General features: G+C 74.8%; 13 protein-coding genes. 8 read left to right on the top strand and 5 right to left on the bottom strand.

Annotation, left to right across the window (positions count from 1 at the left end; translation table 11 throughout):
• Positions 1-121 precede the first annotated feature (121 nt).
• The 5 genes from AB0Q96_RS10485 (at position 122) to AB0Q96_RS10505 (ending at position 7,237) form a co-directional block, all read left to right on the top strand.
• On the top strand, positions 122-955 hold the full coding sequence (locus tag AB0Q96_RS10485; RefSeq protein ID WP_365323727.1) for a M55 family metallopeptidase: 834 nt from the start codon (positions 122-124) through the stop codon (positions 953-955).
• Positions 948-2,282, top strand: a complete 1,335-nt coding sequence (locus AB0Q96_RS10490) for a M20/M25/M40 family metallo-hydrolase (RefSeq protein ID WP_365323729.1) — start codon at positions 948-950, stop codon at positions 2,280-2,282. Before AB0Q96_RS10485 ends, AB0Q96_RS10490 begins: the two co-directional genes overlap by 8 nt.
• Before the next feature lie 68 nt (positions 2,283-2,350).
• Positions 2,351-4,336, top strand: coding sequence for a prolyl oligopeptidase family serine peptidase (locus AB0Q96_RS10495; RefSeq protein ID WP_365323731.1), 1,986 nt, complete (start codon positions 2,351-2,353; stop codon positions 4,334-4,336).
• Positions 4,337-4,386: 50 nt separating this feature from the next.
• The gene (locus AB0Q96_RS10500) at positions 4,387-5,313 is read left to right on the top strand and encodes an LD-carboxypeptidase (RefSeq protein WP_365324056.1); all 927 of its coding nucleotides are present in this window, start codon (positions 4,387-4,389) and stop codon (positions 5,311-5,313) included.
• 151 nt (positions 5,314-5,464) lie between these two features.
• Entirely contained in the window at positions 5,465-7,237 is a 1,773-nt protein-coding gene (locus tag AB0Q96_RS10505; RefSeq protein WP_365323732.1) for a CocE/NonD family hydrolase, read from the top strand.
• Positions 7,238-7,240: 3 nt separating this feature from the next.
• On the opposite strand, the gene AB0Q96_RS10510 is transcribed toward AB0Q96_RS10505, so the two are convergent.
• Both AB0Q96_RS10510 and AB0Q96_RS10515 read right to left on the bottom strand, forming a co-directional pair.
• Positions 7,241-8,374, bottom strand: a complete 1,134-nt coding sequence (locus AB0Q96_RS10510) for an adenosine deaminase (RefSeq protein WP_365323734.1) — start codon at positions 8,372-8,374, stop codon at positions 7,241-7,243.
• 56 nt (positions 8,375-8,430) lie between these two features.
• Positions 8,431-9,180, bottom strand: a complete 750-nt coding sequence (locus AB0Q96_RS10515; RefSeq protein ID WP_365323736.1) for a GntR family transcriptional regulator — start codon at positions 9,178-9,180, stop codon at positions 8,431-8,433.
• A 163-nt stretch (positions 9,181-9,343) separates the two neighbouring features.
• Here AB0Q96_RS10515 and AB0Q96_RS10520 point away from each other — a divergent pair, with 163 nt between their 5' ends.
• Both AB0Q96_RS10520 and AB0Q96_RS10525 read left to right on the top strand, forming a co-directional pair.
• Positions 9,344-9,589 carry a DUF1049 domain-containing protein gene (locus tag AB0Q96_RS10520; RefSeq protein WP_365323738.1) on the top strand — a complete coding sequence of 82 codons (246 nt, stop codon included), beginning with the start codon at positions 9,344-9,346 and terminating at the stop codon, positions 9,587-9,589.
• Positions 9,586-9,969, top strand: a complete 384-nt coding sequence (locus AB0Q96_RS10525; RefSeq protein ID WP_365323740.1) for a hypothetical protein — start codon at positions 9,586-9,588, stop codon at positions 9,967-9,969. The genes AB0Q96_RS10520 and AB0Q96_RS10525 overlap by 4 nt, the downstream gene beginning before the upstream one ends.
• A 104-nt stretch (positions 9,970-10,073) precedes the next feature.
• On the opposite strand, the gene AB0Q96_RS10530 is transcribed toward AB0Q96_RS10525, so the two are convergent.
• The gene (locus tag AB0Q96_RS10530; RefSeq protein WP_365323741.1) at positions 10,074-10,406 is read right to left on the bottom strand and encodes a DUF6204 family protein; all 333 of its coding nucleotides are present in this window, start codon (positions 10,404-10,406) and stop codon (positions 10,074-10,076) included.
• Positions 10,407-10,537: 131 nt separating this feature from the next.
• On the opposite strand from AB0Q96_RS10530, the gene AB0Q96_RS10535 reads away from it, so the two are divergent.
• A complete protein-coding gene (locus AB0Q96_RS10535; protein WP_365323743.1) occupies positions 10,538-12,487 on the top strand; it encodes a DUF5107 domain-containing protein in 1,950 nt (649 codons plus the stop codon).
• Positions 12,488-12,536: 49 nt separating this feature from the next.
• Here the strand turns inward: AB0Q96_RS10535 and AB0Q96_RS10540 are convergent, their stop codons facing one another.
• Together AB0Q96_RS10540 and AB0Q96_RS10545 are read right to left on the bottom strand one after the other, a co-directional pair.
• Complete coding sequence (locus tag AB0Q96_RS10540) at positions 12,537-13,370, bottom strand: methyltransferase domain-containing protein (RefSeq protein WP_365323745.1); 834 nt, start codon at positions 13,368-13,370, stop codon at positions 12,537-12,539.
• 109 nt (positions 13,371-13,479) lie between these two features.
• Positions 13,480-13,998 carry a GNAT family N-acetyltransferase gene (locus tag AB0Q96_RS10545; protein WP_365323747.1) on the bottom strand — a complete coding sequence of 173 codons (519 nt, stop codon included), beginning with the start codon at positions 13,996-13,998 and terminating at the stop codon, positions 13,480-13,482.
• Positions 13,999-14,005: the final 7 nt, after the last annotated feature.

Here is a 14,005-nt window from a genome sequence, read left to right on the forward strand (position 1 = left end):
CGTCAGCCTATACGTACGAGATGAACGGATTCGCCCGAATCAACACCGCCAGTGGTCCACGCCTCCGACACTTTTCCACAGGGGTGGTCGGCTCCGCCGGTCGGCGCGTACGGTGCCAGACATGAAGATCCTGATCAGCGCCGACATGGAAGGCGCCACCGGTGTGACCTGGCCCGCCGACGTGCTGCCCGGGACTCCCCAGTGGGAGAGATGCCGCTCCCTGTTCACCTCGGACGTGAACGCGGCGGTGCTCGGATTCTTCGACGGCGGCGCCGACGAGGTGCTGATCAACGAGGCGCACTGGAGCATGCGCAATCTGCTCCTGGAGCGGCTCGACGAGCGGGCCGAGATGCTCACCGGGCGCCACAAGTCGCTCTCCATGGTCGAGGGCGTCCAGCACGGCGACGTCGACGGCATCGCCTTCGTCGGCTACCACACCGGCGCCGGGGCCGAGGGCGTCCTCGCCCACACCTACCTCGCCAACTCCATCACCGGCGTCTGGCTCAACGGGGTGCGCGCCAGCGAGGGCCTGCTCAACGCGCACGTGGTCGCCGAGTACGGAGTCCCCGTCGTCCTGGTCACCGGCGACGACCTGACCTGCGAGGACGCGCTGGGGTACGCGCCGGAGGCGCACAAGGTCGCCGTCAAGGACCACGTCTCGCGGTACGCGGCGGTCTGCCGCACCCCCACCAGGACGGCCGCCGACATCCGCGCGGCGGCGAAGGCCGCGGCCGCGCTCGCCGTGCGGCGCGAACCGGTCGTCGGCGGGCCGTTCACCGTGGAGCTGGAGTTCGACGCGGAGCACCTGGCCGCCGCCGCCACGGTGGTCCCCGGCGCCGAGCGGAGTGGCGAACGCAGGACCGCCTACACCAGCGAGACGATGTACGAGGCGATTCGCACGTTCAAGGCGGTCACGACCATCGTCTCCGCCGCAGTGGAGGAGCAGTATGGCTGAGGAGGTCCGGGGCCCGGACGCGACGGCGCTCGACGAGGTGGTCACCTTCACCTCCGAGCTGATCAGGATCGACACCACCAACCGCGGCGGCGGCGACTGCCGCGAGCGGCCCGCCGCCGAGTACGTGGCGGAGCGGCTCGCCGGCGCCGGCCTCGAACCGGCCCTGCTGGAGCGGACCCCGGGCCGTACCAACGTCGTCGCCCGCATCCCCGGCACCGACCCCACCGCCGAGGCCCTGCTGGTCCACGGGCACCTGGACGTCGTGCCGGCCGAGGCCGCCGACTGGACCGTCCACCCCTTCTCCGGCGAGATCCGCGACGGCGTCGTGTGGGGGCGCGGCGCCGTCGACATGAAGAACATGGACGCGATGGTGCTCGCCGTCGTCCGCTCCTGGGCCCGCGAGGGCTTCCGGCCCCGCCGTGACATCGTCGTCGCCTACACCGCCGACGAGGAGGCCAGCGCCGAGGACGGCTCCGAGTTCCTCGCCGAGCGGCACCCCGGCCTCTTCGAGGGCTGCACGGAGGGCATCAGCGAGTCCGGCGCCTTCAGCTTCCACCCGGACCCCCGCACGACCCTCTACCCGATCGCCGCGGGCGAGCGCGGCACCGCCTGGATCAAGCTCACCGCCCGCGGCCGGGCGGGCCACGGCTCCAAGGTCAACACGGCCAACGCGGTCACCCGCCTCGCCGAGGCCGTCGCCCGCATCGGCGCCCACACCTGGCCCGTCCGGCTCACCCGGACGGTCAGGGCCTCGCTCACCGAGCTGGCCGCGGTGTACGGCATCGACGTCGACGTCGACGCCCCCGACTTCGACGTCGACCTGCTCCTGAAGAAGCTGGGCCCGGCCGCCGCCCTGGTCGAGCCCATCGTCCGCAACAGCGCCAACCCCACGATGCTGGACGCCGGCTACAAGGTGAACGTGATCCCGGGCCACGCCGTGGCCTACGTCGACGGGCGGATGCTGCCGGGCGGCGAGGAGGAGTTCGTCGCGACCATGGACCGGCTCACCGGCCCGGACGTCGCGTGGGAGTTCCACCACCGCGAGGTGCCGCTGGAGGCCCCCGTCGACTCGCCGACCTTCGCCAAGCTGCGCGCCGCCGTCGAGCACGTCGACCCGACCGGGCGCGTCGTCCCCTTCTCCATGTCGGGCGGCACCGACGCCAAGCAGTTCTCCCGCCTCGGCATCACCGGCTACGGCTTCTCGCCGCTGAAGCTGCCCCCGGAGCTCGACTACGGGGCGCTCTTCCACGGCGTCGACGAACGCGTCCCCGTCGACGCGCTCCACTTCGGCGTCCGCGTCCTGGACCGCTATCTGCGGTCCGCCTGACCATCGCGGCGGCCCGCCGCGGTGGTGACACCCGACCGTTCTCACGTTTCCACCCAGGGGGGATCGAGATGGTATCCACGGCCGCCTACGGCAGCTGGCCGTCACCCATCGGCGCCGCGCTCGCCGCCGCACACGACGGGCGCCCCGACCATGTCGGGGTGGTCGGCGACGACGTGTGGTGGACCGCGCCGCGCCCCACCGAGGGAGGCCGCCGCGCGCTGGTGCGGCGCCGCCCCGACGGCACGGAGGAATCCGTCCTGCCCGCGCCGTGGAACGTGCGGACCCGGGTCATCGAGTACGGCGGGCAGCCCTGGGCCGGCACGGTGCGGCCCGACGGCTCGCCGCTCCTCGTCTTCTGCCACTTCCCCGACCAGCGCCTCTACGCCCACGAGCCGGACGCGGCACCGGGCACCGAGCCCCGGCCGCTCACCCCGGTCTCGGCGACCGGCGGCGGACTGCGTTGGGCCGACCCCGTCGTCCACGCCGACCGGGGCGAGGTGTGGTGCGTCCTGGAGGAGTTCACCGGGCCCGCGCCGACCGACGTGCGCCGGGTGATCGCCGCCGTGCCGCTGGACGGCTCCGCCGCCGAGGACCGCGGCCGGGTGCGCGAACTGTCCGACGGGCGGCACCGGTTCGTCACCGCACCGCGCCTCTCGCCGGACGGCCGGCAGGCCGCCTGGATCGCCTGGGACCACCCCCGGATGCCGTGGGACGGCACCGAGGTCCAGCTCGCCCGGGTCGCCGACGACGGCACCTTCCACGACACCCGCACCGTCGCGGGCGGCCCCGAGGAGTCGGTGCCCCAGGTCGGCTGGACCGCCGACGGACAGCTGCTCCACCTCAGCGACCGCACCGGCTGGTGGAACCTCTACCGCACCGGCGCGGACGGCGCCCCGGTCGCGCTCACCCCGCGCCCCGAGGAGTTCGGCGGACCGCTCTGGACGCTGGGCCGGAGCTGGTTCGCGCCCCTGGAGAACGGCCTGATCGCCGTCGTCCACGGCAAGGGCGCCAACGCCCTCGGCATACTCGATCCCGGCAGCGGCGAACTCGTCGACGCCGCCGGCCCCTGGACCGAATGGGCCGCCACCCTCGCCGTCCACGGCACCCGGGTCGTCGGCGTCGCCGCCGGCCCCCGCAGCGGCGCCGAGGTCGTCGAGCTGGACACCCGTACCGGCCGGGCCCGGGTCATCGGCGCCCCGCACACCGACCCGGTCGACCCCGCCTACTACCCCGAGCCTCGCAGCCGGGTCTTCACCGGACCCGGCGGCCGGGAGATCCACGCCCACGTCCACCCGCCGCACAGCCCCGACCGGACCGCGCCCGACACCGAGCTCCCGCCCTTCGTGGTGTGGGCGCACGGAGGTCCCACCGGGCACTCCCCGCTCGTCCTCGACCTGGAGATCGCCTACTTCACCTCCCGGGGCATCGGCGTCGCCGAGGTCAACTACGGCGGCTCCACCGGCTACGGCCGGGAGTACCGCGAACGGCTGCGCGAGCAGTGGGGCGTGGTCGACGTGGAGGACTGCGCCGCCGTCGCCCGCGCGCTGGCCGACGAGGGCACGGCCGACCCGGACCGCCTCGCGATCCGCGGCGGCAGCGCCGGCGGCTGGACCAGCGCCGCCTCCCTCGCGCAGAGCGACGTCTACGCCTGCGGCACGATCATCTACCCCGTCCTGGACCTGACCGGCTGGGGCACCGAGGAGACCCACGACTTCGAGTCGCAGTACCTGCACTCGCTGATCGGCCCGCTCGACGAGGTGCCCGACCGGTACCGCGAACGCTCCCCGCTGGAACACGTCGAGAAGATCACCGCACCCTTCGTGCTGCTCCAGGGGCTCGACGACCCCATCTGCCCGCCCGCGCAGGCCGAGCGCTTCCTCGCCCGGATGGCCGGCCGGGGCGTCCCGCACGCCTACCTCGCCTTCGAGGGCGAGGGGCACGGCTTCCGCAGGGCCGACACCATGATCCGCGCCCTCGAAGCCGAACTCGCGCTCTACACGAGGACCTTCGGCATCGAGCGGACGGACGTCCCCCACCTGGAGTTCCGCACGTGACCGCCACCACCGCCACGACGCCGCCCGCCGGCCCGCCCGCGAGCGGACCGGTGCCCGCGCTCACCCGGCCGCCCCGGCTGCGCCCCGGTGCCCGGGTGGCCGTCGTCGCGCCCAGCGGCCCCATCCCGGAGGACCGGCTCCGGGCCGGCCTCGACATCCTCCGCGGCTGGGACCTCGACCCGGTCGTGGCCCCGCACGTCCTCGACACCCACCCGGACCTCGGCTACCTCGCGGGGACGGACGAGGACCGCGCGCGCGACCTCACCGAGGCGTGGTGCGACCCGGACGTCTCCGCCGTGTTCTGCGCCCGCGGCGGCTACGGCGCCCAGCGGACCGTCGAGCTCGTCGACTGGACGGCGATGCGGGCCGCCGGCCCGAAGGTCCTCGTCGGATACAGCGACGTCACCGCCCTCCACGAGGCCTTCGCCACCCGGCTCGGCCTCGTCACCCTGCACGGCCCGATGGTCGCGGCCGCCGCCTTCCTCCAGGACCCGCACACCCGCGCGTCCCTGCGGGCCACCCTCTTCGAGCCCGAGTCGGTCCGCACCCTCGCCACGGCGACGGCCGGCGCCCTGGTGCCGGGCCGGGCCCGCGGCGTCACCCTCGGCGGCTGCGTCAGCCTGCTCGCGGCCGAGCTCGGCACCCCGCAGGCCCGGCCCTCCGCCCGCGGCGGGCTGCTGCTCCTGGAGGACGTGGGGGAGGAGCCGTACCGGCTGGACCGGATCCTCACCCAACTGCTGCGCTCCGGCTGGCTGGACGGGGTCGCCGGGATCGGGCTCGGGTCCTGGGAGGAGTGCGGTCCGTACGAGGAGGTGCGCGCGGTGCTCGCCGACCGGCTCGGCGGGCTCGGGGTCCCCGTCGTCGAGCGGATGGGCTTCGGGCACGAGGCGAGCGCGCCGACCGTGCCGTTCGGGATTCCCGGGGTGCTGGACGCGGAGGCGGGAACGCTCACGCTGGAGGTGCCGGCCCTGCGCTGACCGGCGCGCGGGCGCACGGCCCGTCGCTGAACATCCGTCAACAAGCCCCGCCCGGCGCGTTGACGGCCCAGTGACGCCTGTCACACGATGGGCGCGGATCGGTGTCTGCCGACAGGTGGGCACCTCGTGCGCCCTCGGTGTGGAGGTCCCCGTGTCCCGTGCCCTGCCCCGCTCCCGAAACCTGCTCGCGACGCTCACGGCCGGGGCCGCGCTCGCCGCGCCCCTCGCGCTCGCCGCCCCCGCGCAGGGCGCCGGGCCCGGCCCGTACACGGTGACCCCGCTGAGCTTCACCGTCGAGGCGGGCGGCCGGCGTTGCGCCGTGGACGCCGACCTCTACCGGCCCGCCGGTGTCGACGCCGCCCACCCCGCCCCGGCCGTCCTCGCCACCAACGGCTTCGGCGGCAGCAAGGCCGACGGCACCACCGACGCCATCGGCAGGGCCGTCGCCTCCCACGGCTACGTCGCGCTCGTCTACTCCGGTCTCGGCTTCGGTCGCACCGGCTGCCTGATCTCCCTCGACGACCCGCGCGCGGACGGCCGGGCCGCCACCCGGCTGGTCGACTTCCTGGCCGGCGGCCGGGCCGCCGACGACGGCACCCGAGCCGACTTCGTCACCCAGGACGGCACGGGCGACCCCCGCGTCGGCATGATCGGCGGCTCCTACGGCGGCGCCGTCCAGCTCGCCACCGCCTCCGTGGACCCCCGCCTCGACGCGCTCGTCCCTCTCATCACCTGGAACGACCTGGCCTACTCCCTCGCCCCCAACGGCGCCGACCGCGCCACCCCCGGCGTCTTCAAATGGCAGTGGGCCAACGCCTTCTACCTGATGGGCGAGGGCCAGCCGCTGCTCGTGCCCTCGCTCGACCCCAGCCGGATCAACTCCCTGAGCTGCCTGCACTTCGTCACCGACGCCTGTGACACGGTCCGGCTGCTCAACTCCGGCTCCTACCCGGACGCCGAGACCAGGAAGGTGCTCGACTTCGCCCGCGGCGTCTCCCCGGTCTCCTACCTCGACCGGGTCAAGGCCCCCACGCTGATCGTCCAGGGCCAGGCCGACAGCCTGTTCAACCTCAACGAGGCCCGCGCCACCTACGAGCGGCTGGCGGCCCGGGGCGTCGACACGCGGATGATCTGGCAGTCCTGGGGCCACAGCGGCGGCCGGAGGCCCGGCGAACTCGACCTCGGGCAGGGGGACCTGGAGAGCAGCTACGTCGGCCGGCGGATCCTCGGCTGGTTCGACCGGCACCTGCGCGACGACCGGACGGCCGACACCGGGCCCGCGTTCGCCTACTACCGAGACTGGCAGGGCGGCTACGGCACCGCCGCCGCCGTGCCCGCGCTCAGCCAGACGCTGTACCTCTCCGGCGACGGCACGCTGGTCGACGCCCCGTCCAAGGTGGCCCGCGGCTCCCGCTCGTACCTCAACTGGCCGCTGCCGACCAGCCATTCCGAGTCCTCGATCGCCGGTCTGGTCGGACTGCCCGACCCCGCCCCGTACGACCTCCCGGGCACCTACCTCGGCTGGCGCAGCGCCCCGCTCACCGCCCCCGTCGACCTCGTCGGCGCGCCGCGCGCGACGCTCCGGGTCGAGTCGCCGTGGACCGAGCGCGTCCAGGACTCCGGCGACGCCGCCGACAAGCTGGTGCTCTTCGCCAAGCTGTACGACGTCGCCCCGGACGGCACCCGGACCCTGGTCAACCGGCTGGTCGCCCCGGTCCGCGTACCGGACGTCACCCGGCCGTTCACGGTCGAACTCCCCGGCATCGTGCACCGCTACGAGACCGGCCACCGGCTGGAGTTCGCGATCGCGGCCAGCGACACCGCGTACTTCGGCAACCGGGGGATCAAGCCCGTGACCGTCTCCAGCGCCCCCGGGGAGCCGGGGGCGCTGGAGCTGCCCCTGGTGCGGGGGCGGGTGGAGTAGCGGCTAGCGCGCCGTCAGGGCCGCGTACCCGGGCCGGACCAGCTCGTCGATCAGGCGACGGCGCTCCGGCAGCGGCAGGAACGCGGCCTCCAGGGCGGCGACCGTGAACTCCTCGAAGACCTCCGGGCCGTAGCCGAAGGCGTCCGCCATGTGCTGGAACTCCTCGCTCATGGTGGTGCCGGAGACCAGCCGGTTGTCCGTGTTCAGGGTGATCCGGAAGCCCAGCCGGCGCAGCTCGTCGATCGGGTGCGAGGCGTAGTCCTTCGCGGCGCCGGTCTGCAGGTTGGAGGTCGGGCAGACCTCCAGGGCGATGGCGTTGTCCCGCACGTACGAGGCGAGCCGGCCGAGCGTGCCGTCCTCGGCGATGTCGTCGGTGATCCGCACGCCGTGGCCGATCCGCTCGGTGCCGCAGACCTGCACGGCCTCGTGGATCGACTCCGCGCCGACGGCCTCGCCCGCGTGGATGGTGAAGTGGCAGTTCTCGCGCTTCAGGTGCTGGAAGGCGGGGAGGTGGCGGGCCGGCGGGTTGCCGATCTCGCCGCCGGCGATGTCGAAGCCCGCCACGCCCCGGTCCCGGTGCGCGACGGTGAGCCGGGCGATCTCCAGCGAGCGGTCGGTGTGCCGCATGCCGGTGAGCAGGGTGCGGACGGTGATCCGGCCGCCGGTGCGGCGCTCGCCCTCGCGGAAGCCCTCGTTCACGGCCTCGACCACCTCGTCGAGGGTCAGCCCGCCCTCCAGGTGCTGCTCGGGGGCGTACCGGATCTCGGCGTAGACGACGCCGTCCCCGGCCAGGTCCTCGGCGCACTCGGCCGCGATCCGCTCCAGGGCCTCGCGGGTCTGCATCACCGCGCAGGTGTGGGCGAAGGTCTCCAGGTACCGCTCCAGCGAACCGGAGTCGGCGGCGTCCCGGAACCACTCGGCGAGCTCCGCCGGGTCCTCGGTGGGGAGCGCGGTGTAGCCGCAGGACCGGGCCAGTTCGATGATCGTGGCCGGGCGCAGGCCGCCGTCGAGGTGGTCGTGCAGGACGGCCTTCGGAGCCTCGCGGATCCAGTCGGCGACGGCGGGGGCGGACGCCGGGGAGACCGGCGTCGGGGCCGGGGCGGAGGCAGGGGCGGCAGGGTTGTCAGACAAGTGCATGGCCGGGAAGTGTACGCCACCGCGGCGGGGCCGGGATGTGACCCCGGTGACACCGGTCAGTTCGACTGGAGGACCGGCAGCGCCGGGGCTCCCGTCGGCAGCATGTGCTTGGCCGCCAGCACCGGTGTCTCCCCGACCCGTACGACCTGGGTGACCAGCACCGCCGGGGTGTCCGCCGAGCGCCCGAGCTGCTCGCCCCTGCGGCGGCCGAGGAGGGTCGCGGTGACGGCGCTGTGCCCCGCGAGCTGGAGGCCGCGCGAGGCCCCGGCGAGGACGGCCAGCATCGAGGTGAGCTCCGGCGATCCCGCCGCGCGCAGGGCCTCCGCGAAGCCCGGATGGGTCCTCTCCAGGACCGCGTCGGCCGCCGCCCACTCGTGGCTCAGCGCGGCCGGACCCGCCTCCCCGGTGAGCACGGACTCCCAGAACCGCAGCTCGGAACCGGCCGGGGCGAGCAGGTGCTGGGTGGTGAAGTCGGTGGGCTCCTCCGTGGAGCGCAGCAGCCCCCGCACCCGCAGCGGGCCGGCCCCGCCGAGCAGCTCCTCCAGCGGCTGGAGGTGTTCGAAGCCGCGCCGGGGCGGGTGCGCGTTGACCGTCCGGCCCACCCCGCGCCGCACGGTGAGCAGCCCGTCCTCCTGGAGCAGCAGCAGCGCCTCGCGCAGGGCGGGCCGGCTCACGCCGAGCTCGCCCGCCAGCTTGGGCTCGGAGGGGAGCGTCGATCCCGGGGGGTAGGTGCCCTCGTGGATGGCGTCCGCGATCCGCTCGTAGAGCGCGACGACCGGTCGCCGCTGCTGTCCGCCGGCTGCCACGGATCCTCCTCGTGCTCGTGCCCGCCTGTCTGCCTGCGCCTGCGCTCTTACCGTAGCCGCCCCACCTTGTCTGACAAGTCACTCGGACGGGCGTGTTCACCGCCTCCCCGAGGTGTGAATCGGCCCATCCTGGTGGGACGGACGACGGAGGAGAGGGCCGGCGATGAGTTCCAGGGGTACGTCGAGCACGGAAAGGGCGGCCCGCTCCGGCGGGGTCCTCACCCCCGGCCGGATCGCCATCGGGGTGGTCCTGGTCCTGCTGCTCGTCTTCATCTTCGAGAACACCCGGCAGGTGCGGATCCGGCTGCTGATCCCCGAGGTCTCCATGCCGCTCTACCTGGCCCTGCTGGCCACCACGCTGCTCGGCGCGGTCTGCGGCTATTACGCGGCGGCCCGGAGGCGCAAGTGAGGCGCGCGGCGCTCGTGGGCGCGGGGGCCGTGCTCGCGCTCGCCGCGATGGCCGTCAGCTCGGCGGAGGCGGCGGCAGCGGCCGAGGCCGAGGCCGAGGCGGAGGAGGCGGCGGGTGCGGGCGGCACCGGCGGGTCGCCGATGCCGGACTTCCTGGGCAAGGGGCTGTGGCGGGTGTTCACCTCGCTCGACCCGCGCACCCGGCTCGACGTCCACGACGTGGGCGGCGGCGACCGGCGGGTGCTGTGGCCGCCGAACTGGCGCGTCTGCACACAGCACCCCGCGCCGGGGTGCCGCCGGCGCGCCCGGGGGAGGGTGGTGGTGGGCGTGGTGAAGAAGGGCGAGGTCTGCCCGGCCCGGGTGACGGCGGCCCGGCGGTGACGGCGACGGCCCGGCGGTGACGGCGACGGTCCGGGCGGTGACGGCGGCGACCCCCGGCGGTGTCCGGGCGCCCGGCGGTGTCCGACGGGCGCCCGCCCCCACGCTCAGCGCTTGTAGTTGATCTTCATCGTGTCCATGTCGGTGACCTTGGACTTCAGACCGCGGAAGCCGAGCCCCCGCTCCTTCAGCGCGCTCTCCACCCGGTCCTCGGCGATCGCCCCCGCCATCTCGTCGCCGTCCGCCGCCTCGGAGACGACGACCAGGCGGTACGAGAAGGGCTTCAGGGTCCGGTCGTAGGCGAGGGAGCCCTCCTCGGTGAACTGCATCGCCGACATCCCGTGCTCGTCGACCTCGGCGAGCAGCCGCTCGCGGCTCTCGTCGGTCAGCCCGTCGAACGTACCGCGCACGATCACCCGGTAGGTGTGCTGCGTGCCCATGCCCTGCCTCCTCGGTGGAACAACCGCAAAGCGACCAGCCTACGGCGACGGGTGTACGCCGCAACGGAATTTCCGGGCACCCGGGCGGGGTGTTGTCCACCCTCTGGCCAGCGGTGGTTCCGGCGTGTTCCATGGGCGTCATGACGACCGTACGACGTGCCGTACTCACCCTGCCCGCGGCGCCGTTGGGCCCGGACAACCCCCTCCCGGCCCTGCGTCTCCTCGACGGCTTCGCCGCCCCCGCGGTCGACGACCGGGCCGCCCTCCCGCGCGACATGGCCCGCCGACTCGGTCACGCCCCGCTGCGCACCCTGCTGCCCGTCCCGGTCCGGGACGGCTACGGGCGCGAGCGGACGCCCCTGGACCTCGACGCGCTCGTGCTCGAGAACGAACGGCTGCGGGTCACCGTGCTGCCCGGTCTCGGCGGCCGGGTCCACTCCCTGTTCGACAAGACGGCCGGCCGCGAACTGCTGTACCGCAACCCGGTGTTCCAGCCCGCGGCCTTCGCCCTGAACGGGGCCTGGTACTCCGGCGGCATCGAGTGGAACATCGGCGCCCGCGGCCACACCACCCTCTCCTGCGCCCCGCTGCACGCGGCGGCCGTCCCCGCGCCCGACGGCGGCGAGATGCTCCGGCTGTGGGAGTGGGAGCCGCTGCGCGACCTGCCGTTCCAGGTCGACCTGTGGCTGCCGGCCGGGGCCGCGCACCTGCGCGTCGGGATCCGGATCCGCAACCCGCACGAGCGGGCCGTCCCCACCTACTGGTGGTCCAACACCGCCGTCCCCGAGGACCGCCGCGTCCTCGCCCCCGCCGACCGGGCCTGGCAGTACGGCTACGAGCGCGCCCTGCGCCGGGTGCCGGTGCCCGCCGCCCCGGACGGCGCCGACCACACGTACCCGCTGCGGAGCACCCACGCCGCCGACTACTTCTACGACCTGCCGGACGGGCGGCGCCGCTGGATCGCCGCGCTCGACGAGAGCGGCACGGGACTCGTGCAGACCTCCACGGACGGGCTGCGCGGCCGCAAGCTGTTCCTGTGGGGCTCGGGCCGCGGCGGGCGCCGCTGGCAGGAGTGGCTGACCGAACCCGGCACCCCCGGGTACGCCGAGATCCAGGCCGGACTCGCCCGCACCCAGCTGGAGCACCCGACCCTGGAACCGGAGACCGAGGTCTCCTGGATGGAGGTGTACGGTCCGCTCTCCGTCGACCCGGCGGCCGTCCACGGCACGGACTGGACCGAGGCCACCGGCGGTGTCGAGGAGGAGCTCGGCCGGGTGCTGCCCCGGGACGAGGTGGAGGCCGCGTACGCGCGGTGGCGGGAGCGGGGCGCCGACGCCGAGCCTGGCCCGCCGCTCGCCGCCGGCTCCGGCTGGGGTGCGCTCGAAGTCCTGCGCGGGGGCTACACGTTGCCCGGCACGCCGTTCACCGAGGAGCAGCTCGGCGACGCGCAGCGGCCGTGGGTCCACCTGCTCCGCACGGGTGCCCTGCCCGCGCCCGAGGCGGCGCCCGCCGGACACGCGCCGGTGTCGGGGGCCTGGCGGGACATGCTGGAGACCGCCCCGGCCGATCCGGCCACCGAGTACCACCTCGGCGTCGCCCAGTGGGCCGCGGGCGACCTGGCCCAGGCGGTACGCAGCTGGGAACGCGGCCTGAAGAACGCCTCCGTGCGCTGGCCGCTGCTGTACTGCCTGGCCGTCGCCGACCGGGAGTGCGGCCACCCGCGCCGGGCCGCCGAGCGCCACGAGGAGGCGTTCGAGCAGCAGTACGGGGGCGATCCGCTGGTCACGGCGGCCCTCGGGCGCGAGACGGTGACCGTGCTCCTGGAGACCGGCGGCACCGCGCGGGCCCGCGCCGTCCTGGAGCGCCTGCCCGCCGAGACCCGGGCCCGGGGCGCGTTCCGCTTCCTGGAGGCGCGGCTGCTGCTGGCCGAGGGCCGGAAGGACGAGGCCCGCGCCGTGTTCGACGCGGGCTTCGAGGTGGCCGACCTGCGCGAGGGCGCGGAGGTCCTCGGCGAGGTGTGGGCCCGGATCACGGACGAACCGCTCCCGGACGCCTACGAGTTCAGGATGCGCCCCAGCTGAGCCGGGGCCATGGCGGTGGCCGGGGCGGCGGCCCGGGCGGGGGGCGCGGTCAGACGCGGCACAGGATCTCGCCGTGCGGCACCATGAACCAGGCGTCCTCCTGGGCGCCCCAGGCCCGCCACGCCCCGGCGATCTCCTCCAGCTCCTCCCGCCGCGCGTGGCCGCCGTCGACGGCCAGCCGCGCGTACGAGGACTGCGTGGTGCGGTCCGCCCACAGGCCGCTCCACCAGGCCCGCTCGTCGGGCTGGGCGAAACACCAGGTGGCGGCGGTGGTGGTCACCTCGGTGAAGCCCGCCCGGCGGGCCCACGAGAACAGCCGCCGCCCGGCGTCGGGTTCGCCGCCGTTGGCGCGGGCCACCTGCCGGTACAGGCCGGACCAGCGGTCCAGACCCGGGTGCTCGGGGAACCAGGTGAACGCCCCGTAGTCGCTGTCCCGGGCGGCGACCACGCCGCCCGGCCGGCACACCCGCCGCATCTCCCGCAGCGCCTGGACCGGGTCGCCGACATGCTGCAGCACCTGGTGGGCGTGGACGAGGTCGAAGGAGTCGTCGGGGAAGTCCAGGGCGTGGACGTCGGCGACCGCGAACGCGACGTTCTCCACGCCCCGTTCGGCCGCCGTCGCGCGAGCCGTCTCCAGTACGTCCTCGGCCGCGTCCACCGCGGTCACCCGGCCCGGCGCGACCCGCGCGGCCAGATCGGCGGTGATGGTGCCCGGCCCGCACCCGACGTCCAGGACCTCCAGCCCGGCCCGCAGTTCGGGGATCAGGTAGGCGGCGGAGTTCTCCACGGTGCGCCAGGTGTGCGACCGCAGCACCGACTCGTGGTGCCCGTGGGTGTAGACGGCGGTCTCGTGCGGCGCGGTCCGCTCTTCGGCGTGCGTCATGGCCGGACTCCCTCGTGCCTCGTGCTCGTGTGAGTGGGTACGGCAACGGTACGCCGATCACCCGCATCGTGAGACCCTGTTCTCGCCATATGGACAGCCCGAGGGTGTGTCAGCGCAACAGGCCCACCCGGTAAAGGAGTTCGTCGAGCACCCGGCCACCCGTCTCCTCCGCCACGGACGTCCCGTCCGGCCGCCATCCCGCCGCCTCGTAGAAGGCCCGCGCCCGCGCGTTGCCCTCCAGCACCCACAGCCCCGCCTCGCGGAAACCGGCGGCCGTCATCGCGGCGCCCGTCGCGGCGAGCAGCGTGCGGCCCACACCCCGGCCCCACGCCTCCGGCAACGCGTACAGCGCCGACAGTTCGGCCGTCACCGAGGGGTCCGCCTCCTGGCCGGACCACGGGCGGAAGCACGAGAACGCCACCGTGCCGCCGCCCTCCTCCTCGGCCACCAGGACGGTCGGCGCGCCGGGGGCCGACAGCCTCTCCCGCCACACCTCCGTCCGCTCCCCGACATCGAGGGAGTCGAGGTACGCGTCGGGCACCAGACCGCGATAGGCGGCGCGCCAGGAGTGGACGTGCACGGCGGCCACGGCCGCGGCGTCGGAGGGTCCTGCTTCACGGATCGGCATGGGCGCA

The sequence above is a fragment of the Streptomyces sp. NPDC093111 genome (assembly GCF_040683955.1).
In the GTDB taxonomy this organism is placed as follows: domain Bacteria; phylum Actinomycetota; class Actinomycetes; order Streptomycetales; family Streptomycetaceae; genus Streptomyces.

Coding starts and splice junctions, on each gene's coding strand:
- AB0Q96_RS10535 (WP_365323743.1), top strand. CDS start 10,538: ATGGGCGTCATGACGACCGTACGACGTGCCGTACTCACCCTGCCCGCG.
- AB0Q96_RS10530 (WP_365323741.1), bottom strand. CDS start 10,406: ATGGGCACGCAGCACACCTACCGGGTGATCGTGCGCGGTACGTTCGAC.
- AB0Q96_RS10485 (WP_365323727.1), top strand. CDS start 122: ATGAAGATCCTGATCAGCGCCGACATGGAAGGCGCCACCGGTGTGACC.
- AB0Q96_RS10490 (WP_365323729.1), top strand. CDS start 948: ATGGCTGAGGAGGTCCGGGGCCCGGACGCGACGGCGCTCGACGAGGTG.
- AB0Q96_RS10520 (WP_365323738.1), top strand. CDS start 9,344: ATGAGTTCCAGGGGTACGTCGAGCACGGAAAGGGCGGCCCGCTCCGGC.
- AB0Q96_RS10545 (WP_365323747.1), bottom strand. CDS start 13,998: ATGCCGATCCGTGAAGCAGGACCCTCCGACGCCGCGGCCGTGGCCGCC.
- AB0Q96_RS10510 (WP_365323734.1), bottom strand. CDS start 8,374: ATGCACTTGTCTGACAACCCTGCCGCCCCTGCCTCCGCCCCGGCCCCG.
- AB0Q96_RS10495 (WP_365323731.1), top strand. CDS start 2,351: ATGGTATCCACGGCCGCCTACGGCAGCTGGCCGTCACCCATCGGCGCC.
- AB0Q96_RS10540 (WP_365323745.1), bottom strand. CDS start 13,370: ATGACGCACGCCGAAGAGCGGACCGCGCCGCACGAGACCGCCGTCTAC.